We start from the raw sequence: 20,915 nt of genomic DNA, 5'->3' as shown, positions 1-20,915 counted from the left end.
TTAACGTAACTGATTTGAATGAAGAGATACGCCAATGGAAACGCACATCATTGTAAAAGCACCGCTTAATACCGCATTTCAAGATAAGCCGACCTTCGAACCTGTAATGTCCGAAAGTGAAGCGAAGAAGCGTTGTGAAGCCCTTAACAGGGTGTTACGTCAGGATGCTGATTTTTGCTATAAGCCACGCAAAATGTAAAAAGGATACTCTCATGGCCCGATTCGCAATTAAAAAACTCCCCTTAAACCTATCAAGCATGTACAACAAGGTTGATAATCCAATGAGTATCCGTGCGGAGCTCGGCGAGTTTGAAGTGGATGTCGATTCAGTTGAGCAGGCACGCGAACTAGCAAAACTTCGTGTAAGCTCAAATGAGCCAAACATGATCTGCCCTTGGAGTGAGCGAACAAATTGTTTTACCGTTGGCGCAGGTAGAAAGAGGGAATTCGTACATCCCACAGCGTTATATAAGTATGACGGTAAACGGTTCGTTGAAGATCAAGGGAATTGTCACCGTGACCAACCCACATCCGGCTTTTTCATGTCCAAAGAGAATGCAAAGGCAGACTATCTAGCACACAAAGTTGCTGCTGATAAGAAGATAGATGAAGCAATGAATCACCTTAAAGCAATGGAGACACTAGGCGTTTCAATTGACTATCACATAGAGGGTGATACACATGGCATTTTCGAAGACTACATGTACCTAGAAGTGACAGAGGGGCCTTATCAATTCACCGTCAAGTATGGCAGCGATTAATGCCCTTGTGCGAGGCTTGGCGTTTCGGCTAGGCCTCACATTGCTCAAACATACTATTAGGGCTTTAATGCCCTTTTTTTGCACCTATCTTAAATGGGTCGGCTGAGCTGGCGGCTTACAGCTGATTCAACCATAGACTTCTTCTATTACCGGTAGTGCTCGCATTCGTTTCCCTCAGAGACAAATCTAAAGCGCTTCATCGCGCTCCCCATTGGCTTCTCTTTCTTCCAGCAACACGGGTTGCTAATCAATACGCACCTTGCTCTATTTCTCCCCGTGTTTCAATTCCCTTATCGATGAGCAAAGGCAATATCGCACTTGAGTTTCCCTATGTTCTCGCCCTATTTAACGACCAAGGAGTCAACTATGTCTGTGTCAATTGCACCTATGCACGCTACTGTAGAAGAAACCTTCGAGGCAGGGATGGGTTTTCCTATCTCAGAGGCGTCACAAAACAACTATGAAAAGGCTGAGGATAATCTTTTTAGTGCGGTTAATGAGCTTGTATCTCCTATAAAGGAACTTGAGGCGCTGGAAGAAGCTGGTTTTGGTGGGCTTGCAAATAAACTCAAAAAGCTTTGTGCCGCCAATATGGCGATGGACTGGGCGAAAGAGAACCTTTGAAGGCAACCGGGGTATTGCGCCCCACGCTTCGAGCTAACGTTTGCTCTGTCCATCGGCGATAACCCTTTGCATTTCCAATCCCCTTGCGTCACCTGCACGCATGAGACACTAGATGTGTTCAAGATAAACAACATTTTTCGCGTAAGGAGCGTATCGCTATGCCAGTAGCTTTATCATCAAATGCCCGTGTAGATAACACCCTATACAATGTGGTCACGTATTTAGGACATGGTGATAACAGAAGGATTGAGTTTACTGACAGAGGCTTAGTCACTGCTTGTCGTGTTTCCTTTAACGGTAAGTTCAAGGCGCTTAGCGGCGAAGCGATACGCATGCTCCTTCAGTGCGTTCATGAAAGTCGTTTTGCTAGCCATACCAAAGGGTTCTCCGCTGAAGCTGTAAATGAACTAACAACGCCGTGGCAGTTCGCTAATGCTGGTGCAGTTTTATACCCTGATGAGTTTCAACCATGGGAAGCGGATGACGACGTTTTCTTTGTAAAAGATAACCCTAAAGGCCTTGCAGGTAATTGGATAGTCGCCACATACCACGCTGAAATAGCTGCGAAACTAATCAATCAAGAGCTTTCAAAGCTTAAGGAGCGGATAAGGGAAAGCGACGGGCATTGTCTTGCAGCATAAAAGCCAAAGAAACAGGCAGGCATTCGTGCCACTTATTTATCTGATATTTTAAACGGAAGGTAGGCGCTGGTGGCTTGGCTACTTCTTCAACCGTAGACGACTTATGCCAACGGTATCACCCCAAGGGGCATCTCTCGAAGAAAAGGGTGAGTTAGCTACTAGTTCCTTAATCGGGCGCTCCCGCATCCACCAGCGACAACACTTTGAATCTCCTTCACCCTTGCGTCACCTGTACCAATGAGACACTAAGTGTGTTGGAAATGAACAGGACAAACGCCATGAACAGACAAGATAACTACAACGCATTCGTTGCCACTCGTGAAGCACTGACTACGGCTGCCATTGAAGCGGCTAACAACGCCAAGCGCGATGAGCAAAAACCTAGTCTTAATACACTGGTTTCATTCCTTCGTGATGGCCTAAATAGAGACGCTTATACCGATATTCCTACCAGCGCACGCGAGCGCCTTGAAGCAATTAAGAAAGAGATAGCTGCGGCTAAAGCCTTTCTAAGTGATATCGACAACGCACTCGATGCCCAGATTGACGCGCTATAGGAGGCGACATGCAACAGCCTATATTCACCTTCGATTACACCACTGACGATAACGAAGCCACTTTTGGCTGAGCCTCAGGCAGAACAGAGAAAGAGGCTAGAAGCCGATTGAATCGACGTTATGGACTTTCTGACTCTGAGGTTGCTACAGCGAGGGTTCGACGAACAAGTGCGCCCTCAGCCCCATCTGGCTCATAATCCTTTACCAAGTCCATCAAGGAAACGCTCATGCTACATAGAAGTATTCAGGCTCATGTCGAGTTCTTTAAACAACAGCCAGAGGTAGGCGAGTCACTTACACTGGGTAGAAAAGAGTTTACCGTTCGTCGGGTTGGGAAGAAGCGCTACCAATTAGTTGAAACTTTCTTTTACTAATTACTGTAGCTCGAAAAGCTTTAAACGGGGCGATAATGTCTGTTTCCGACCAGGGGTTATCGTTTCCATCATAGACGCCACATCCACCCTCATATTTCCACCAGCGACACGCTATCTCACGGGCTCGGGGATTGCGATAAATCAGTCAGTGTTAACTTATTAAGTATAGATAGTGACTAACAACGTAGAGACAGTTCATATGAGCACACTAAATACAAACATGAATGCCATTAAGGTTACTTTTGATAGCGGTGACATTATTACCGGGCGCGTTACTGTTGAAGATGATGTCGTATTTCGCGGAGCTGTAGCCCCTCAGCTTGTCTCTATCGAGTTTGACGATTTCAAGGGCAATAGCGAGCACACCGTGGAGTCACTTAAAGAAACGATTACATGTAGTGCCAATGAAACCTACAAAGCTTCATGGCACTCAGATATATGGGGATTTGAATACTCCATTTTCACTTTGTAGCGCACCCTCCCTGCGACCCCTTACCCGTCCTTAGTGGCGGGTTTTTTTTATATACAGCCCGTCGCCCTATCACTCAATTGGTATCGATAGGAATAAAGTGCCTTTCTTTTGTTTTCATCTTGGACAGGCATTATTGACGCTAGCATCAACTCTCCCCACTGAAGCATTTCTATAGGCGACATTGCCTCTCATGTACACACACCCTTGCAGGATGCTGATTGACGATATAGTAGAGTTATCAATTAAAGGAGAGCAACATTATGAGTGATATTTTAGGCTTAGACTCTGCGGTTGATACAGCCAAAGCAAATCGCATGAACAATATGGTTATTTCAGCTGAGCTGGTTATTGAGATGGCAACAGAGATAGAACAACTTAAGCTTAAACTACAAAATCAGTGCTTCCGCATGGGCGCTGTTCTAGCAGAAAACAACAGACTTCAAGAGGAGTTGGATTCATTTGAACAGCAGGTGGATTAACGTTTTATTTGAACAAGCTGTTTTTGTTAACTGGGGCGCTATTGCCCCTTTTTATTATTTTCTTAACTTAGTTATACATGACGCTACTTAAATGCCCTGCTTGCTTTTTTCCTCTATAACCTATTTAGCTTACCTCTACCAAAGACAAGAGATGTCTTGATATCTTTCGTTACCTGTTTGACTATTGTATGTCTACCAATGAACAAGGAGATAGTTATGACGGATAATCACATAAACAAGAATGAAGTAGACAAAGCTCGCAGTGCCGTTGGTGAAGCGATACAAGATGGGCACGCTTCTGCCCAACGCGAATCTGAACGGCAAGCAGCCCTCTCTTTGGATGAAGTGGTTCGTAACAGCCTTACCGGTCATATAGATAAGGACGGGCTCACTGAGCGCGAGCTTCTTTTAAAGGTCCGTCAAGATACAAAGGCTGCCGAAACATTCTTTCACTCAGTATTGCTTACGCTCGACGCACGCATTGCTGAACTTGATTAACCTTCAGGTTAATTCTGTCTATGATGGATGCGCCCACCTCATAGGGCGTCATTCATTACCGGGCCACTGACACCTTCTCTATTTCGTCTTTCCCAAACATTCCCCACCTGCCTTGTACTTAATTTCACTACTTTATGTCTACCGCGTACATTCTATATTCCTGAATAGCACGCTTGCGCTAAGGCAAATGGTGAGAACCTATAAGTATCGAAACACAAACAGTCTGCATCGATATAAGGCTACTCCACATCCAAGATGTAGAACGTAACTAGGAGCACACCCTGTCCACCACCAGCGCCTACTTCAAGGGCGTTTTTTTGTGCCCAATTTAAACGTGTTAGCTGGTGGCCTACATGCCTCTTTCATTCACTACCTTTCTCCATCATAGACACAACGTAAAACGCCGGACGAATTTCGCTCCGGGCTTGGCGCAGACTCTTCATTTCTTCGATAGACACACTGTCTTTCTCTGGGTATTTGAATGACCGGGTTTAACCCCTGCCTCGCAATTCCACTAAAGACATTGCCTCTTTGCATCCCTGCATGTCCACGAGCGACAAGGCATCTACACACCTATATCCCTTGCGCCATCTGACTGTGTGAGAAACTTATAGGGTCATGAACAAACAGGATAAATTGTTATGAACCTTATTAAGACTTACTTCACACGCCAACTGGAAAAACGTGGTTACCCTACTGATGACATCTGTTACTCACTTAATTATTGTCAGGGCGACGGTATGGCTTGGTATGGTGATATCGAAGAAGAGGCGCTTATCAGCTTCGCCGATAAACTAATGAAAGACACTGAAAAGGCTGCTGTGAAAAGAGCTATTAATAAAGGGGCAACGGTAACAATTGAACGTAACAGCTATGCTACGCATTACTCACACTACAATACAATGAGTGTCATTGCCGAAGCTTGTTATGGTGAAGAGCTAACGGATTTTGAATGGGCGTCGTTTCAATCCTTTGAACAGGCACTTGAAGAAGACGTTAAGGCAACCTCACAGTCACTCGAATCAAATGGCTATGCCATTATCGATGCTGGCTCTAAATACGGTGCACTGGCCGACAAAAAGCGCACATTCAATACTGCTCGCTTCAGCTTGATTATTGAAGAGAGCGAAGATAAAGATTTTTCGGTTCAACATTGGGATGAATCACTTATCGACGACACAGTTCAAGCCTGCATTGATAAAAAGCTACGCTATTTTACTTTGAGAGTGTCAGTTATTGAACGAGAGGATGAAACTGTACTTGGCGAAAGCTACCTTGGTGGCTGTACTGAGAGTAACGATAGTCCATCAAAGAATTACGATGGGCACCTGCGTCAGATGGTGTCAGAAGCAATACGTGAAGCCCGTGACTTTGTTAATTCAATATCTCTTGCTGCATAAGGAAATCGCAATGAACTTAGCTACCTACTTAGTTACCCTGAAAATTAAAACGAATGGGTTAGAGAAAGATTCAATCCACCTCATTAAGGCAACAACTAAAGACAATGCTGGCCGTGCTGCGCTTGTTGCTGAGTGTCATGGCGTTTTTGATGACGATACTGCACAGTGGGATGGCGATAGCGTCGACGATCTGAACGGCGAGTTTAACTACACTGTCAAGAACACTGTCCTTGTAGAGGAGAAAGATGTCGCAACGTTAGAGCGATACCTTCTTAATCGAAACTCTTAGCATGGTAAGACGTTCCAGTTAGCTTTGTCGCTGGTGGACTAAATACTTACACTGAATTCGTTGTCCTCCTACACAACGTTAAGGCCGCCTCTGGGCGGTCTTATTTTTTTGTTCGCTATACTACATCAACCTTTTCTCTGGTGGTCAACGCTTCCATATGTCCTTTCGATGTTAACCCCTTGCTGTGCTGTCTACGGTATAAGCGTGTCGATTTTTTTTATTCGACAAATCACTGTCTTTCGTAGACCTGTTAATTATCTCTGCATGCCGCATTCACCTATTCTTCCTTGGACAAGGTATATGCTATTGGCTAAATGCTGATCGCTCCTCTAAGACATTATATTTTCCTCGGTAGACAACCCATCGAGTGTCGTGCCTTGCTTGCATTGTTATGTCTTGCCTTATCATTTAATTACATTATTAAAGCTATGGATAAGTTCGTTATGCATTTCATCACTAACAAGCACAAACACTTCTTTATCGTGAAGGCTCAATTGAACTTGGGTCTCCTCACAGATTGTGTGGTTCATGAATCTCTCTCAGACATGTATCTCTATATGTGTGAGAAAGAGTCTCTGGATTTAGAGCAAGTGGAAGGTCTGGAATATGCAGTCACTATGAAGCATGGCTTGTGGGCAGCCGTAGACGATAGAGGCTTTGTTGAGGTTATCAATGGATGTGTCTACGATTACATCAGTGACTTCGAACTATAACCTTATCTAGAACTGCGTCACCATATTCAGTGGCGCCATCTCCCTCCCCTTTGTTCCTATTCCCTTTTATTTTAAACGTGTTGGAAGTGTGTATCAGCACCAATCAGTATTGGACACTACATATGTCTTTAATAGACGGCGTGCCTTTTATGCCCGACTACACCTTTGGGTGTTTCTTGTGTCTTTCGTTGACGTGACTGTATTGTCAGTATTGCTATTAACAGGCGTCTTTCATAGACATGATTGTAGATGCATCATTGTCTGCGCGGCGTGGTTATGAATGTCTTTCGTATACAGAGTTTATCTATGTTAGGTGGAAGATGCGTTTCTTTCGTATACCTCGCTTTGGCTATTATAAACGGCTACTAACTCTTTGAGAGACGGTGTTTGCAGTTGTATTTTTTACTAAATTCTGTTTGATATAAGGGTTGCGTCACCTGTATAGTATGTATACTAATGATGTAGGTTAATTTTATTTAGTTTTAGGTGGTGCGTTATGGCTTTTATTTTGTTAGCAGCGTTTATTGTTATAGGTCTTCTTTTTGCTCTTACTTCTGGTTCGGATGCGCCAATTAATGAAGTGAGAATCCCTGAAGACGATAACTTTGTTTCTAGTGCTACTAGTCATAAAGGTGCTTTTTTATCTCACAGCAACTTAGACCATGCGCCATCAAATTCTTTGGTAACGTCAACTGGCAATGATTGCAGCCCAGAGCTTTTAGTTCTTTCTTCTGATTCAGGTTTTTCTGACATCAATATTTAGAGTAGATACAAAACCTACAAAAAAGCCCTCACTTATGAGGGCTTTTTTAATTTCGCTAAAAGAGCTTGTGAAAGTTTATTATCATAAACCTTCCACCCACAGCCACTAAGGTAAAAAATATTAATGGAAGGTAGAATGCCATGATCCCGACTTCAACTGGGAGCATCAGATAAAGTGATACAATTAGGGTAGACAGAGCGAATATCATATACCACAATCGGCTTCGCCCTACGCTAGGAACGCCAACCTCGTATCGCGCTATTTGACGTTGGTGATATCCATCTACCCACATACCTGCAATAAGAAACATAATTAATATAAACCACTCTTTAAGCGTGGCATAGCGGAGTGCCATTTGATAGACAGCGATTTTAAAGTTGATGCCCATTTGCACTGCAAGAGGGTTCATCTTTTCAAATACCGCATCCGCATTGTAATGCCTAGAGCTTTTCAGGATGTTGTCATCAATGAATTTCTCTATTCCAGATTTACGCATCACAACGTCATAGGCGAGTGATGAGTCATCTATTATTCTCTGCACCCCCGACGCCCCCATTGCTTCTCCCAGAGACGCAACTTCCTCATCCACTCGCTTTTCATTTTCTTCAACAGAGTAGAACACCATATTGACGGCGATAAGCAGAAATGTCGCCGCTGCAATCATCAGTGAGATTTTCTTTTTAGTACCTTCAGTTGACGCCATCAACTCACCTCCATTGCTCGCATGGGTATTATTCCCATCATCATTAGTGTGTGGCTGCTTGCAATTTTAGACAGGAGTACAATTCTTGCTGTTTCCCTTAACTTAACTTGTTCTTCAGTAGTTGGAGGCTTACTTATTCTTAAAGGCTCGTTCTCTGCGTCAATGCGTTTGTACCATTCCACAAATGTCTCATTGTATATATCGAAGACATTTTCAAACGGAGCTTTTCCACTGACGACATTGTAACGAGCTACCGCTTCCATACCATCAACCAGCTTACTCAAATAAAGCTTCCCTGATTCCTTTAGGCCGATTTCAGGCTTCATGTATTCTTCTATTGCACTTAGGGCATATTTTACAAATATGGTCTGTTCACCATCCGCTATGATATCTCCTACTGCATCTGCAAACTTGAAGAATGCGTCTTCGAGTGATGGGCCACAAGTCCAGATGTAAGATAATTCCTGCCTAGATTTTCGTGATAGGTGCATTAGTACACCTTTCCTTCCCTTTGATGCAATCTTACTTTCCATGTTTTATCTGCCTCCGAACCTAAGAATTGGCACTACACCTTTCACCTTACTTCCATCTTGAAAGCTCGCCATATACTGCAATACCGGAAGCACAGATAATAGCGACGGCGGGAAAAGGTCTGAATCAACGTCCCGATACGTTTCTGCATATCCAGCGCTGAAGTCTTGAACCTCACTTTCTGTCGATGAACCAGATGACAGCTTTCTCTCGACCTCCCTTACCCTAGTTTGACCTAGCATGTCTGATACGAACTTTTTAGTTACTTCATCGGATATACTCATTGTGATTAGGTTTCTGCAAAGGCCTGTTAGTCTCTCTGCCATCTCTTTCCCTGCTTTATGGAAATAATCTGGGAGCGTCTGAGAGCTTATATAAACCTCAATTTCTGCCGCACGACCCATTGCCATCAGTTCTGCGAGTGGTTCATTCAATGCACTATGTGCCTCGTCCACAAATAACGACAATCTCACAGGGTCCTGTGCGTTCGTGTTATACCGCTCTGCTGCATTTGCATTGATATCTGAGATAAGCATTTTTGAAACTACACTAGCTATTGTGTTGTCAGACATTGAGTCAAGAGCGATATATAAAACCCCTCCTGTATCCATAACCCCTTTTGTCGTAATAATTGGCCGGTGGTCGTCTGCGCCGGGAACATACTCTGGTGACAGTAGCTCATCCAGTGGTGTGGACACTAACTGTTCGATAAGTGGTTTTGTTGTCGACATCATCATTGAATAACGTGATGGGTCTTCTGACGATATATAGTTAATCATCGTTCGTACTATACGACGCTCACGGTCAATTAATTTATCTTCTGTAGGCTTTAAACAAACAACATTTGTGTAGTAATTCATTAGCTGTTCTAGCCATGTGTCACCACCTGCACGCTTAACTGCTGATTCTTTTTCTTCGAACCAGTTCACGCCGTGCCTGTTTTCTAAATATTTTTCTATGGTGCGCCTAACTAGATCTGACCTTTCAGAGAATAAATATTTATGCATTTTGATTAAGGAAGGCTTTTCACCAATGTATAGAAGTCCCTCTGACACGGAGTTGAACTGGCTCCACGCGTATTCTGCAAACGCTTGAGAATCACCACCGCTTGGTAGAATTGACCGCAATCGTGATGCAATCTCTGATGCTTTTGTGTAGGTTCCTATCGCATCAATTCTAACAACATCGCCTGACGGCTTTGATGGGTGAAAATAATAAAATGGTAGATCCATTTTATCGCAAACGTACTTCAATGCATTCTGCCAGTTCCCATCGTTCTTAGGGTCAATGACAACTATTGTATTTCCACGCGCCAGTGCTCCAGTAGAGAGTTCAACAAGTAAGGTTGTTTTACCGGTACCTACTTGTCCATATATCATTGTATGACCTTTAAGGTTGTCTGCCTTCTTAGTCATGATTTCATCTTTTTTCTCAAGACCTACTGCATGGATATATGGTTGACCCCCTAACTTTTTAGTACTGTCCTCTTTGTCTTTGGCAAACATCTGCGCAACGAGAGGGATCTTTATTTCTGATTTGTCAGCCGATAATCTCATTAACTCGCGAACACGAGTGGTATGTTCTGGCCCCCATATAAAGCCCCTTCCGATTTGGACTTGTGATTTATCTGCCATTTGGCGCTCTATTTTTTCATCAAGGTCCATAAACATGAAATCGTTGTATTTGATATCCATGTGCAACTTTACTCTTGGAGTTGCTTTTTTATATGACATCACTCCCATGCCTAAGAGTGCGCATGAAACAGCAACAGCAACTTGTGTTGGAGTACTTCCTTGTAATGCAATATTTGCAACGCTAAGGCCAGCAAGACAATGCCCATTTGCCATCTCAAAAACTGGACGGAAAAGGTTTTCATTAAATAGTGGGTGTGACCTATCGTTCATCACATTTCTCCAAAATTCGAATATAGGTTTTATCTTCTTTTTCTATTTCGTGATATTTCGTAATAGCCGCCTGCAACAATTGCTGATTTTCTTTCGAAAACCTTCGAGTTATGTTGTTTACGTGGTTGAATTCAACGTAAATTCCATCACGCTCCTCAATAACGGCTTCAGAGTTTTCTAGTAATTGCATGACTTGAGATGCGTAATCGTCCTTATTTTCTGCAACTCTACTTTTCGCTATAAGGTCATTTTTCCGGTTGTTCTTATCTTTTATAGTGGGATTTTCTCTTTCGATAATGGCGATTGATTCCATGTCTATGCTCTTTTCATCCGCTATGCGTTCCACAAGTCCTTTGTTTAAAACAACCATGATTTGCTCATTGCCCATTACTACTATCTTTCGAATTCCACGCTCATCGCTAATGATGTTTCTTGCTTTTAGCTGTGGTAAGGCCTGCATATAATCTGTATTGGACATCTCTGTTATTGCGTCTACTGACAATGCAAAAGTGCCGTCTATATAAGCCACATCTCCATTACTCATTTTTTGGTTAAGTTCTTCAGAAAGGAACTTACTTACTTTGTCTTCTGTTTGGTTAAACCTTTTGCGTTTAGGTTTATTGGTGCCATTCTGAACAGTCGTTGCTCGTGGTATCTTGTGACTCGTTTCCTGTTTATCTGTCTCATCTCCAAGCTTCTGGTCCTCAGCAACATTTTTCTTTCTCTGATTATTTCTTTTGCGTTCGGTAATATTTTTTTGTTTTTCCTTCTTATCTGCCGATGCGCTTTCTTTAAGGTTTATGGCCTTGTTGTTGCGTTTAGGTGAGTTTTTCTCATCTAAGGTTTGTTGCTTACAATCAGCTTCTTTACCTTCAATTTCCGTTTCGTATGTTTCTAGCTTTGGTGGTGGTAAAGTGGCTTTTTTATCTGTCTTAATAAGGGTCGGCTTCTTTGTCTTGGGTCTTGGTATATCTTTCTCAGCACATTCAGTTTCGTGTTGAACTGGCGTGTTGTGTTCATATGCAAGAGAATCATCTTCATCATCTACATACATTTCCATCGCGTCTAGGTGTGACGCCATTTCTGCATCACTCATAGTGGGAATGTCGGGTTTGTCGTTTTTGGCAACTGCACTGGCACTTGTTTTGATATTGATATTTTTTTCAGTGTTTTGCTTTTCTGAGTTATCTGCGCCTTTTTCTAGTACTTGCTTTTCCTTCCCATCACTATTTCCAATTCCGTCAGTATCCTTACCTGTATTGAATTGGAGAGTACCATCGGCTGAATAGGCTTCCTTAACACCTGTATTCCCAACGATATATACACCGGGGATAGATCTTGGTGTCTCGCCTTCCCAATAGATGACTATTGGTGATACAAGCTTGACAACGCGGTATTCATTCCCTGTAGATGGTTTTAATATTCCAAACCACTCATCGGTTGCTTCCCCATTTTGATTCCGTATTGGCTCGACAACTCCAGCTTCCATTAGTGCTTCGCAAAACTCTTTTGTTGAACTGGGAAACTGCTTGTAATTCTCTTGTTTGGCGAACGCAATTATTTGGTCTATTGCCGACACAGTCACGAAGGCCCTTCCACCACAAACGAATATTTTACCCTTGGGTTCATTGGCTTTCATTGTAGGCAAAAGAGAGCGTGCTGATGAAATAAAGATCTTTTCAACATTGACTCTTGATTCACCTAAATGTTTGTCCCATCGCATATTGATGTCGCGAGCGGTCTCAAGCCCGTCGACATGTTTGACTATCTGGTGCAGAAAGGCGCCGTCAATATATTTACCGCTCATGTATTGGTATATCTGATTCATCAGCATTGGGCCGCCAGCCCGTATGTATTCAATACCTTCTTTGCTGATCACTTCTTTAACCAACAGCGCACCTACTTCTTCATGGGCACCATGTTGCCTATCTTTCGTCATGCGTGTTTCATAACTTCTGACACCCGTGCGTTTTGCCCAAGCTATTAATGACTCATTTAGTGGGCTCCATACGTTTGTCTCGTTTCCATGTTCATAGACTGTGATATCCATAATGACTTTCCCAATATCATGAACTAATCCCAATGCCCACGCACCGTAAATCCATTTAGGTTTAATCAGTTGGAATATGTCTATATTTGAACTTTTCTTGTCTCTGGGTATCTTGCCTTCACGGCTTCTTGCTTTTTCCAAACACCCATGAGCTGTTTGAAGGCTGTGATAAAAAAGACCTCCAAGCTCATGGTGGTGGTGATATTCACTTGCCGGTAATAAATGGACATATCCAGCAAGGTTTTGAATGGTCTCTTTGTAGAGGTTGTTAAAGGTTGGTTCTTCTGGCCTTTCAGAATTTATCCTAATTGCTGCTGCCGGTATCAACTTTTTTATTTCAAGTTTGTACGAAAGAAGTATGTCTTCTACATTCGCGACAGGGATACCAAATGACCTAACAGGGTATCTTCTCAAATACCCCTCAGTCAGGTTTGACATGTCTTTGTCATCCGCACCTTTTTTGTTGATTAGTTTTGCTATTCTTCCGACAGCAGCATTTAGGAGTTTCATGCAGCCTTAGTCTCCTTATCTAGTTTGTCAGCTCCTTTCTTCGTTGCTGCATCTAGTTCTTTTGTTACTCCGCTTTCTGCATCGGCTGCGTCAGTCTTTGCAAGAACGCTAGCTTTTGTCTTTGGATTGGCTAGGTTGCGAACCTCTTTTGAAATCATTCTTTCAAACGTTCTTTGGCTAAAAAGCCCTCGATTGCGCTTGGCACTTTCATCAGACAGATACACAAAACGTGAAATAATTTTGTTTAGTGCATTGATACTTTGGTTCGAGGCTTGTTCGTAAATGAAGTCGTCAACTAAACCGCTTACCCATTGCAATTGTATTTGGCACATGACCGCATCAATGCTCTCGATTAGCTTTTTGATGTTATTCATAAATGGGTGCGCGATTTCCATCTCGAATGCAGAGTCACTGCCTTCAAGTTGAATGGTATCGTTACCTAATTTGTCCAATTGAACTTGAAGTTTGTCTACACTTTCATTGGCGATAATATGTGTGTCTTGCTTCCACAATTCGAGACGGCCTTTCCAATCATCTCGTTGTTTTGCAGTTTCACTAAGCTCTAGGAATTTAGCGCCTGCTTGGGTAATTCTCTTTTTGTTCCTTTCATAGTAATTACCGATTGAGGCGCTGCGGATATTTAATTTTTGGGTGGCGCTTAGTACTGCGCCCTTGATGTCTGCCATATGCTACTCCTTTGATAATAAGAACAGGCATCATAATGATGTCTCATTTTCGTGAGCAGGTATGGGATTTAAGGTGCTTGTTTTTGTCTCTTAATTCTCAGTATGTATTGAGGCTTGCGCGTAAGCTTCTTCTAGTTCTTCTTTTAGGCTGGGTATAGAAAAAACTCTACGCTTCACGCGTTTGAATAAATAAAGATCAGAGATAACACCCCTTCGCTCTTTCAATATTTGCTCTGTTTCATATGCCAGCTTTGCAATCTCTACAGGTGCATACTTCATAAATGTATTTATTGTGTATCCGGTTTTGTTTGTTGGTACTTCTTTGGCCACCTTATTGACTCCAGCACGTCTTACAGAATCGTATTGATACCATCGAACACGCGGAGCAAGGTCTTTTGAACTATATTCTGGAAGCTCAACCGGATTAAACCTGTCGCTTCGAATAGTCATCTTCGGGATAAGTGTATAACGATACTTCGAGTCTGCCTTACTAACCTTCGCATTTCGAGCCTTGTTCATACGTGCAGTGTACGCTGCAATTTGCATCTCCATATCTTGCAGCAATGCATGTACACATTCTCTTTGTGCGAGATGCATTTTTACGTAACTCTCTCCAAACATTATCATCCTCTAAAAAGTATATAATAATTTAATAACCTTCTTTACCCTAAAACATGTCAATTGAATTGTCATTTATTTATCTTACATCTCAACATTTAATTACCTTAAATTATTGATTGCAGGGTCTTTTATAGTTTATTTGATATTTGCATCTATGATAGGCGTGTCTTTAAAAATTAAATATATGGTTTTTTATTTAACAATGATTTATAACTTATTACATTGTTTTAATTGATTTATTTGCATTATATTTAGTTACAGGAAGGTTATTCATAACCATCTCAATACTAAGAAAGATTAGATGCTTTTCTCTCATATTTTATATTAACGTCACTTTTTAGGGTCCTTATCAGACGTAGAGCGCTTTTATAAGCTTTATTATTATTTTAGTGACACGTTTGTGTTCCAAGTGACACTTTTGTGTGCCAAGTGACTCTCTTGTGTCTCTGCTTATTAGCAGGATTTGTTTTTATATTTTTCTTGGAGACATGTTTGTGTCCCAAGTGACATGTTTATGTCCCATGTGACGTGTTCATGTCCCAGTGAATTTAGGTATGTACGAGGTAATATATGTCGGTAGCTGAAAAAATCATGAGTAATGAGAAGGTGCATCCTTCTATTGTGTCAATTGAAGTGGGATATGGAAGTACCACATTAGTTTATAGCGCCAATGGAAAGCATATGAACTCGATGACGATGCCCTCTCGACCTAAACAACTTGGCTCTAGAAGTGATTTAACGGGAGGTTTACTGGTTACCACCGGAAAAAGTGCTGTTGTTACTGTTAACGACAACGAGTGGCAAGTCGGTACGGATGTTGGTCTATCTAGTGAGCGTAAAAGTGTAGAGGTTCTTAATGATAACTACATCGATAGTGATGAATATCTAGCAATGTTTCTTGGCTGTCTGTCGTTGCAACCTCATAATGAAATTGACATGTTAGCACTTGCCCTACCAGTCAATCGGATGCATTTGAAACCGAAATTAGAAGCAATGGCCAAAAATATCAAAATTGGCCAACGCAAAATTGATATAGAAAATGTTTGGATTGTTAGTCAACCATTCGCAGGTTTGCTTTACCACGTATATGAATCATCGCCAGAAACTGGGTTGAGAAGCCTTATTAACAAAAATTTCCTTGTGATTGATATTGGCTACCTGACTCTTGATTGGCTTTCGATTAACAACATGAGACCTGACGAAAAACTCTCCGGTGCTATAGACCTTGGCATGTCTGTTCTCGTGCATGAAATTGCAGAGTACCTAGGTTCCAGCAAAGTTTTTGATATTGGTGAGGTTTCACCATCAATCATTAACAAGGCTTTTGAAACTGGAAATCTATCTATGTTTGGTAAAACTTTTGATTTTCCAATTCATGTGTCTGAAACAGTTTCCTTTGATGCTAGTAAACTAATCGCTTCCCATATGGAAAAAGCGGCGAACAAGATAACCAATGTCATAGGTAAAGGTGCATCGTTAGATGGCATCGTCGTTGTTGGTGGTGCTTCAAGCTTGTTATTAGACCATATTCAGCGACGCTTTAAGCATCATGCTGTAGTAAGTTATGGCATAGATGCGGTTGGCAAAGGTTTGCAATATGGTGGTGCGTTAAAGGCAAAATCTGGTAAGTAGTCATGTCGGATATCATCAGCAAGTTTAGGCTTGATAATGAAGAGTTACCGAATATAACTGCACTTGTTTCTAAATTAGATGGAAAGGGTAGAAATGAGATAATTAGGCTTTTCATGCGATTAGCTCTTAATAATATTTCATATCCATTAGATGCTGGTGATGTTTGTCCATCATTTATTATTAGACTACGCATCACTAGGGCCTCTCATCCAGATCTATATGAACACCTAAAAGCCTTTGCTCCACGGCATCGGTCTGCTGAAATCATTCGATTGCTTAATTTTATTGAGAGTGCAAATTCCACATTCGTAACAACGCCAAAATTTATAAGTGAAAAAAAGGGGGTAACAGTGTCAAAATCGATTGATGAGACGATAGCAGAAAAGGACCTTTATAATGATCTAATTATAAACGATAGTGATATGGAGTTAGCTGAACTCCTCTAAATGCTCCTAATGCATCAGTTGTAATGTACTTATATTTTCATAAACAATTTCGAACATCCCCGTGACGTGAGCGAAGCGACGTCGTGGGGTTGTTTTCTTCTTTATACTTTTAATACTTCAACTACTTGAAGAGCTACTTGGTGTTCTCTGTATGCCACGTTTCAAAAGGGCTGTAGCGGTGTTGCCACCACTTTGATCTACTTACCCGCCGATTTGATCTACAAAAACACCGTGCTCCTACTATACAACCACCAGGTTCCTGCTATAAGGCCACCGAGTTCCTACTATAAAACCACCGCGTTCCTACTATGCGATAAGGCTAGTATTACTTTTGAAAGTTCTCTTATCCCTCGTATTTAAAGGCCATTCTCAAAAAAAAATAAAAAAAACTAAAAATATATCGATTTTAAAATTTTTTGAACTTTCTAAAGAAAATCGGCGCTTTTTTAACAAAGTTAGCTTGAATGAAGTGTGCCTGTAGTAGGAACGTGGTGGATTATATGAATTTGAGCTAAAGCTAAGTATCCCTATTTTTCTCAAGTGGCTTTTTTTTGATAAAAAAAAAGCCGGGTCACTCCCAGCTTTATCATTTTTTCGATAGGTTTTCAGTTTGTGGTAACAGAGGGTAATGTGTTGTGAATGATTAGCGTGTTTTCTTTTATGATTGCATTGCATTCTGGCCAGTTTGCTCTAACTAGTTTTAAAGCTGTGATAAGACGCTGTTTGAAACGCCATTTTTCATAGTCTATCGGAAACTGATTAAATAAATCATTTAACTTTATACCGATTACTCGACCTGTATTTGAACGGTAATTGATAAATACGTAAAGGTCCAAAGCGAGAGGTGAGCGCTTTAGGCTTTTAAGTATTTCTAGTTTCAAAGGCACAGAATGATTTTTGATTTCGTTAAAAAAGGCTTCAGATAACGTTACAGACGTGACCTGTTGCTGCACGAGTTTATTATTAACTGTTTCAAAGGTTAGTTTCTCATCAAAGATCTTAAAGCTTCTTTGGTACCTAAAAGTTTCTTTGGTTCCGTCTTCGAGATATCTAGACTCAGAGTAATCGTGAGAAAATTCTGTTTTATATAGCCTCTCTAGTTGCTCCATGACTTGTTGGTTTGTTCCATTATTGATATAGCTTGGTGTATATCCAATTTTTTTAACAAAATCATGGATAGTTTTCCCAATGGCCACTGTGCGTTCACCGGTAACTTTCGCTTCTGTGCTTAAAAAACAAATTAATATCCGAGGTATAGAACCGTAAGGCAACATTGTTTCGCCTATAGAGCTTATTGTCATTGTGTTGTGAGGATATTTGGTCGTTATTTCTTTTTTGTTAGTAGGGGAAGGAGGTAAAAAGTGAGTACAAAAAGTAGAGTAACTATACCAAATATCCCGCTCTTGCTTATCAGACATTTGAATTGCAAGTTCAATTTCTTCATCACGAATAATGAGGTGCTTAGCTGGAGTGTCATGCTTTTGCATATCGATACATGTTCGATACCTAATTACGAACTCTTTAGTAATCGTTAAAGGGTTTTGTGATACGCCATTTGCTATTATTTCAAAAAGCGTTTTATCGATTAGTTCTGGTTCGAAAGGAAACTTTGAAATCTTTGACAGTTCAAGACTCAAGGCCGCTATTGATATCTCTGGTATTCCTTGAGACAACTGAGTTGAAAGGATTTTATAATACTGGTTTTTATTGTCCTGCATCACCCGCCCTTCTTGGGCGTTCGTATTTTTCATTGGATATTTTCTTATCTGTAAATATTTTCGTAATATATCTCATCTTTACTTTTTTTATATTTTGTTTGTATTAGTATAGATAGATAGGCATTACGCGATCTTTACATGAATTTGAGGACTTATTCAAGTGTCAGAAACATCATTAAAAACAGTCACTGAAGCGATGGATAGACTTATCAATCACGCTCGTGAAGCAGGGATTTCACCGCATACTAAGAGAAAAATGAGATATTTTTCTACTAAAGAGGTATGCCACTTTATTAAAAAGACGACTTCAACTTTGTATAAAGCTGAAGAAGATGGAGTAATAGAAAAGCCTGAAGTAAACCCTGAAACGGGACGACGCGTCGGCTACACGCTTGAACAAGTAAATAAATTACGTGAACACTTCAAGATTGTTCCGAGATTGAAAAAGGATACTCCCAGCAAACGTCTTGGAATCACCACTGCGCTTTATAATTTTAAAGGTGGGGTTGGTAAAACGACTACTGCTGTTAACATAGCTCAATATTGTGCGCTTAATGGCTACAAGGTATTAATCATTGACATGGATAGCCAAGCAAGTACTAGTGCTCTATTCGGTATAGTTGGTGATGGGGATGTCGATGCAAATGACACTGTTTTACCATTTACACTTTATTCAGAAGAGACCACGCTCGATTATGCGATACGTGAAACCCACTTCGATAATCTGCATATTATTCCTGCCACGCAACATTTATCTAGTTCTGAATTTGAGGCTGTTTCTCAAATTAGCAGTGGTGATGATGATCCTCTGGAATATTTTCAACGATTGAAGGAAGGTATTGACACCGTCAGAAACAGCTATGATTTCGTATTTGTAGATGCTCCCCCTAGTCTTGGCATAATCGGTCTTCAAACACTTCTCAGTGTAGATAATATTATAATCCCCTGCCCTCCCCGCATGCTTGATTTTGTCAGTACTCGGCAATTTCTCGAAATGGCCACAGAATACGTTTACAAAGTAGCAAGTGGTAAGGTCTTTAAAAGTATTAAAGTAATGGCTTCTATGTACGATCGTCGAAACACGAAGAGCAATGAATTCATAGAAGTTATGGAAGCCGTTCTTGGCAGACATATGTATGCAAACAGTATGTTGCATTCAGAGTCCATTGATAATGCGTCAGCGGTATTTCAGACACCATATGAGGCTGCCAAGCCAGATAAACGCATAACTGAAAATATGAAAGACCTATTCAACGAGATCATCACCGATTTAACAAATTTGAATAGTATCCAAGACAGTTTATTAGAAGTCGAGGTATAACAGATGGGTAAGAAGACTAGTCATACGCGTGGCTTACTTGATGTCATTAAAAGTAATGACGAACCAACCGCCACAGAACAGAAAAGCTCACCTCAACGCACAAAGACAATTAACCCAGCCGTTAATCTGGCGATGGGTGTTCATGAAAAACGGCCTAAAACTGTCAAAGAGCCGGTACTTCAACTAGAGCATGACCAAGTTATAATCTTCAAATATCATGATAGACACAATAGCTCTCTTGATACGGAGAGAGTTACACAGTTAAGAAAGTCTATTGAAGCAGATGGTCAGCATATTCCGGGAGTTGTTCGAAAAACAAATGAAACTACAAAAGACGGCCGTATTATCTATGAGTTGATTGTTGGAAGGTTGCGTTTTGAAGCATCTCGTACCGTAGGTTTTTTTAAAGCATTTATAAAGACGCTGACAGATGCTGAAGCAGCAAAGTTAATGTTTAGTGAGAACGAGGATAGAAACGACATCCTCCCTTTTGAGCGTTGGCTGTCAATCCTACCTTTAGTCGATGATAAAGTTCTTACTGGTAAAGAAATTGCAGAAATGATCGGTTGGGATGCGGGTAACTTTGCTCGTACAATGAAAGCGAGAGATGCGTATGATGCATTATGTCTTTCTGATAAGTTAGTTGACGTTACAAAAGTAAAACTAAATCAGCTTGTAAAAATTGGTAGTTTATACAAAGAAAAACCCAAAACACTAACTGAAGCTGTCGAAAAGATTAAAGCTAATTACCCAGACAGAAAAAACAATTTATTCTTAAAGTCAGTTATTTCTGTTGTTGAAGGTGAAGAGAAACCTAAAACCAAAACAACTATCTTGAATGGTTCAAAACTTAAAGTTAAAAAATTAGGCGAAAAAGTAACATTGACGTTTGAAGGTTTACCGCGTGAATCTAGCATGGATGAGATTGTAGCTGCACTCAAGGAAGTGGACGGATTTAAGAAGTAAGATTTTTATTCACTGTGTCAAAAGAAGACGGATTGTAAATTACAATCCGTTTTTTTTTGCAAAATACTACAACACAGTATTCTGACTTACGAAGAAGTACGGATTGTAAATTACAATCTTTTGTTCTGACTTACGAAGAAGTACGGATTGTAAATTACAATCCTATGTTCTGACTTACAAAGAAGGGCCGATTGTAAATTACAATCTCATGTTCTGATTTACTGAGAAGTACCAATTGTAAATTACAATCCTATGT

Annotated in this window: 24 protein-coding genes; 17 read left to right on the top strand and 7 right to left on the bottom strand. The window is 40.9% G+C overall.

What is annotated here, in order from left to right:
* Window positions 1–34: 34 nt before the first annotated feature.
* The 13 genes from ACHUFN_RS11465 (at window position 35) to ACHUFN_RS11405 (ending at window position 7,571) form a co-directional block, all read left to right on the top strand.
* Window positions 35–199 carry a hypothetical protein gene (locus ACHUFN_RS11465; protein ID WP_394222518.1) on the top strand — a complete coding sequence of 55 codons (165 nt, stop codon included), beginning with the start codon at window positions 35–37 and terminating at the stop codon, window positions 197–199.
* Window positions 200–212: 13 nt separating this feature from the next.
* Window positions 213–761 (top strand): hypothetical protein, encoded by a 549-nt coding sequence (locus ACHUFN_RS11460; RefSeq protein ID WP_394222517.1) that lies wholly within the window; start codon window positions 213–215, stop codon window positions 759–761.
* Window positions 762–1,127: 366 nt separating this feature from the next.
* On the top strand, window positions 1,128–1,385 hold the full coding sequence (locus ACHUFN_RS11455) for a hypothetical protein (protein ID WP_394222516.1): 258 nt from the start codon (window positions 1,128–1,130) through the stop codon (window positions 1,383–1,385).
* Between the two features lie 158 nt (window positions 1,386–1,543).
* Window positions 1,544–2,026 carry a hypothetical protein gene (locus tag ACHUFN_RS11450; protein ID WP_394222515.1) on the top strand — a complete coding sequence of 161 codons (483 nt, stop codon included), beginning with the start codon at window positions 1,544–1,546 and terminating at the stop codon, window positions 2,024–2,026.
* Between the two features lie 278 nt (window positions 2,027–2,304).
* Window positions 2,305–2,583 (top strand): hypothetical protein, encoded by a 279-nt coding sequence (locus tag ACHUFN_RS11445; protein WP_394222514.1) that lies wholly within the window; start codon window positions 2,305–2,307, stop codon window positions 2,581–2,583.
* Between the two features lie 227 nt (window positions 2,584–2,810).
* The gene (locus tag ACHUFN_RS11440; RefSeq protein WP_394222513.1) at window positions 2,811–2,957 is read left to right on the top strand and encodes a hypothetical protein; all 147 of its coding nucleotides are present in this window, start codon (window positions 2,811–2,813) and stop codon (window positions 2,955–2,957) included.
* Window positions 2,958–3,156: 199 nt separating this feature from the next.
* Entirely contained in the window at window positions 3,157–3,429 is a 273-nt protein-coding gene (locus ACHUFN_RS11435; RefSeq protein WP_394222512.1) for a hypothetical protein, read from the top strand.
* 260 nt (window positions 3,430–3,689) lie between these two features.
* Window positions 3,690–3,908 (top strand): hypothetical protein, encoded by a 219-nt coding sequence (locus ACHUFN_RS11430; protein ID WP_394222511.1) that lies wholly within the window; start codon window positions 3,690–3,692, stop codon window positions 3,906–3,908.
* Window positions 3,909–4,124: 216 nt separating this feature from the next.
* Complete coding sequence (locus ACHUFN_RS11425) at window positions 4,125–4,406, top strand: hypothetical protein (protein WP_394222510.1); 282 nt, start codon at window positions 4,125–4,127, stop codon at window positions 4,404–4,406.
* A gap of 641 nt (window positions 4,407–5,047) precedes the next feature.
* Entirely contained in the window at window positions 5,048–5,806 is a 759-nt protein-coding gene (locus ACHUFN_RS11420) for a hypothetical protein (RefSeq protein ID WP_394222509.1), read from the top strand.
* 10 nt (window positions 5,807–5,816) lie between these two features.
* Window positions 5,817–6,095 (top strand): hypothetical protein, encoded by a 279-nt coding sequence (locus ACHUFN_RS11415; RefSeq protein WP_394222508.1) that lies wholly within the window; start codon window positions 5,817–5,819, stop codon window positions 6,093–6,095.
* 443 nt (window positions 6,096–6,538) lie between these two features.
* Entirely contained in the window at window positions 6,539–6,808 is a 270-nt protein-coding gene (locus tag ACHUFN_RS11410) for a hypothetical protein (protein WP_394222507.1), read from the top strand.
* 496 nt (window positions 6,809–7,304) lie between these two features.
* Window positions 7,305–7,571 carry a hypothetical protein gene (locus tag ACHUFN_RS11405; RefSeq protein ID WP_394222506.1) on the top strand — a complete coding sequence of 89 codons (267 nt, stop codon included), beginning with the start codon at window positions 7,305–7,307 and terminating at the stop codon, window positions 7,569–7,571.
* Window positions 7,572–7,626: 55 nt separating this feature from the next.
* On the opposite strand, the gene ACHUFN_RS11400 is transcribed toward ACHUFN_RS11405, so the two are convergent.
* The 6 genes from ACHUFN_RS11400 to ACHUFN_RS11375 all read right to left on the bottom strand — a co-directional run bounded on the left by ACHUFN_RS11400 (window position 7,627) and on the right by ACHUFN_RS11375 (window position 14,576).
* Window positions 7,627–8,274, bottom strand: coding sequence for an IncC plasmid conjugative DNA transfer DtrJ family protein (locus ACHUFN_RS11400; protein WP_394222504.1), 648 nt, complete (start codon window positions 8,272–8,274; stop codon window positions 7,627–7,629).
* Window positions 8,274–8,807: a hypothetical protein gene (locus ACHUFN_RS11395; protein WP_394222503.1), complete on the bottom strand. Its 534-nt coding sequence runs from the start codon at window positions 8,805–8,807 to the stop codon at window positions 8,274–8,276. The genes ACHUFN_RS11400 and ACHUFN_RS11395 overlap by 1 nt, the downstream gene beginning before the upstream one ends.
* Before the next feature lie 3 nt (window positions 8,808–8,810).
* Window positions 8,811–10,709, bottom strand: a complete 1,899-nt coding sequence (gene traD, locus ACHUFN_RS11390) for a conjugative transfer system coupling protein TraD (RefSeq protein ID WP_394222795.1) — start codon at window positions 10,707–10,709, stop codon at window positions 8,811–8,813.
* Entirely contained in the window at window positions 10,699–13,269 is a 2,571-nt protein-coding gene (gene mobH, locus ACHUFN_RS11385) for a MobH family relaxase (RefSeq protein ID WP_394222502.1), read from the bottom strand. Before mobH ends, traD begins: the two co-directional genes overlap by 11 nt.
* Window positions 13,266–13,955, bottom strand: coding sequence for a hypothetical protein (locus ACHUFN_RS11380; protein WP_394222501.1), 690 nt, complete (start codon window positions 13,953–13,955; stop codon window positions 13,266–13,268). The genes mobH and ACHUFN_RS11380 overlap by 4 nt, the downstream gene beginning before the upstream one ends.
* A 90-nt stretch (window positions 13,956–14,045) precedes the next feature.
* Window positions 14,046–14,576 (bottom strand): hypothetical protein, encoded by a 531-nt coding sequence (locus tag ACHUFN_RS11375; protein ID WP_394222500.1) that lies wholly within the window; start codon window positions 14,574–14,576, stop codon window positions 14,046–14,048.
* Between the two features lie 570 nt (window positions 14,577–15,146).
* Here ACHUFN_RS11375 and ACHUFN_RS11370 point away from each other — a divergent pair.
* Together ACHUFN_RS11370 and ACHUFN_RS11365 are read left to right on the top strand one after the other, a co-directional pair.
* Window positions 15,147–16,208, top strand: coding sequence for a ParM/StbA family protein (locus tag ACHUFN_RS11370; RefSeq protein ID WP_394222499.1), 1,062 nt, complete (start codon window positions 15,147–15,149; stop codon window positions 16,206–16,208).
* 2 nt (window positions 16,209–16,210) lie between these two features.
* Window positions 16,211–16,654, top strand: a complete 444-nt coding sequence (locus ACHUFN_RS11365) for a hypothetical protein (RefSeq protein WP_394222498.1) — start codon at window positions 16,211–16,213, stop codon at window positions 16,652–16,654.
* Between the two features lie 605 nt (window positions 16,655–17,259).
* On the opposite strand, the gene ACHUFN_RS11360 is transcribed toward ACHUFN_RS11365, so the two are convergent.
* Window positions 17,260–18,405, bottom strand: a complete 1,146-nt coding sequence (locus ACHUFN_RS11360; RefSeq protein WP_394222497.1) for a replication protein RepA — start codon at window positions 18,403–18,405, stop codon at window positions 17,260–17,262.
* Between the two features lie 127 nt (window positions 18,406–18,532).
* Between ACHUFN_RS11360 and ACHUFN_RS11355 the strand changes: the two genes are divergently transcribed.
* Window positions 18,533–19,693 carry an AAA family ATPase gene (locus tag ACHUFN_RS11355; RefSeq protein ID WP_394222495.1) on the top strand — a complete coding sequence of 387 codons (1,161 nt, stop codon included), beginning with the start codon at window positions 18,533–18,535 and terminating at the stop codon, window positions 19,691–19,693.
* Between the two features lie 3 nt (window positions 19,694–19,696).
* Window positions 19,697–20,659: a ParB/RepB/Spo0J family partition protein gene (locus tag ACHUFN_RS11350; protein WP_394222494.1), complete on the top strand. Its 963-nt coding sequence runs from the start codon at window positions 19,697–19,699 to the stop codon at window positions 20,657–20,659.
* The last annotated feature ends 256 nt before the right edge of the window (window positions 20,660–20,915 follow it).

It is taken from the genome of Alteromonas gracilis, from assembly GCF_043642145.1.
GTDB classification, from domain to species: domain Bacteria; phylum Pseudomonadota; class Gammaproteobacteria; order Enterobacterales; family Alteromonadaceae; genus Alteromonas; species Alteromonas gracilis_B.
The sequence above is the reverse complement of the archived record's forward strand: the minus strand, read 5'-3'. Positions and strand labels throughout refer to the sequence as shown.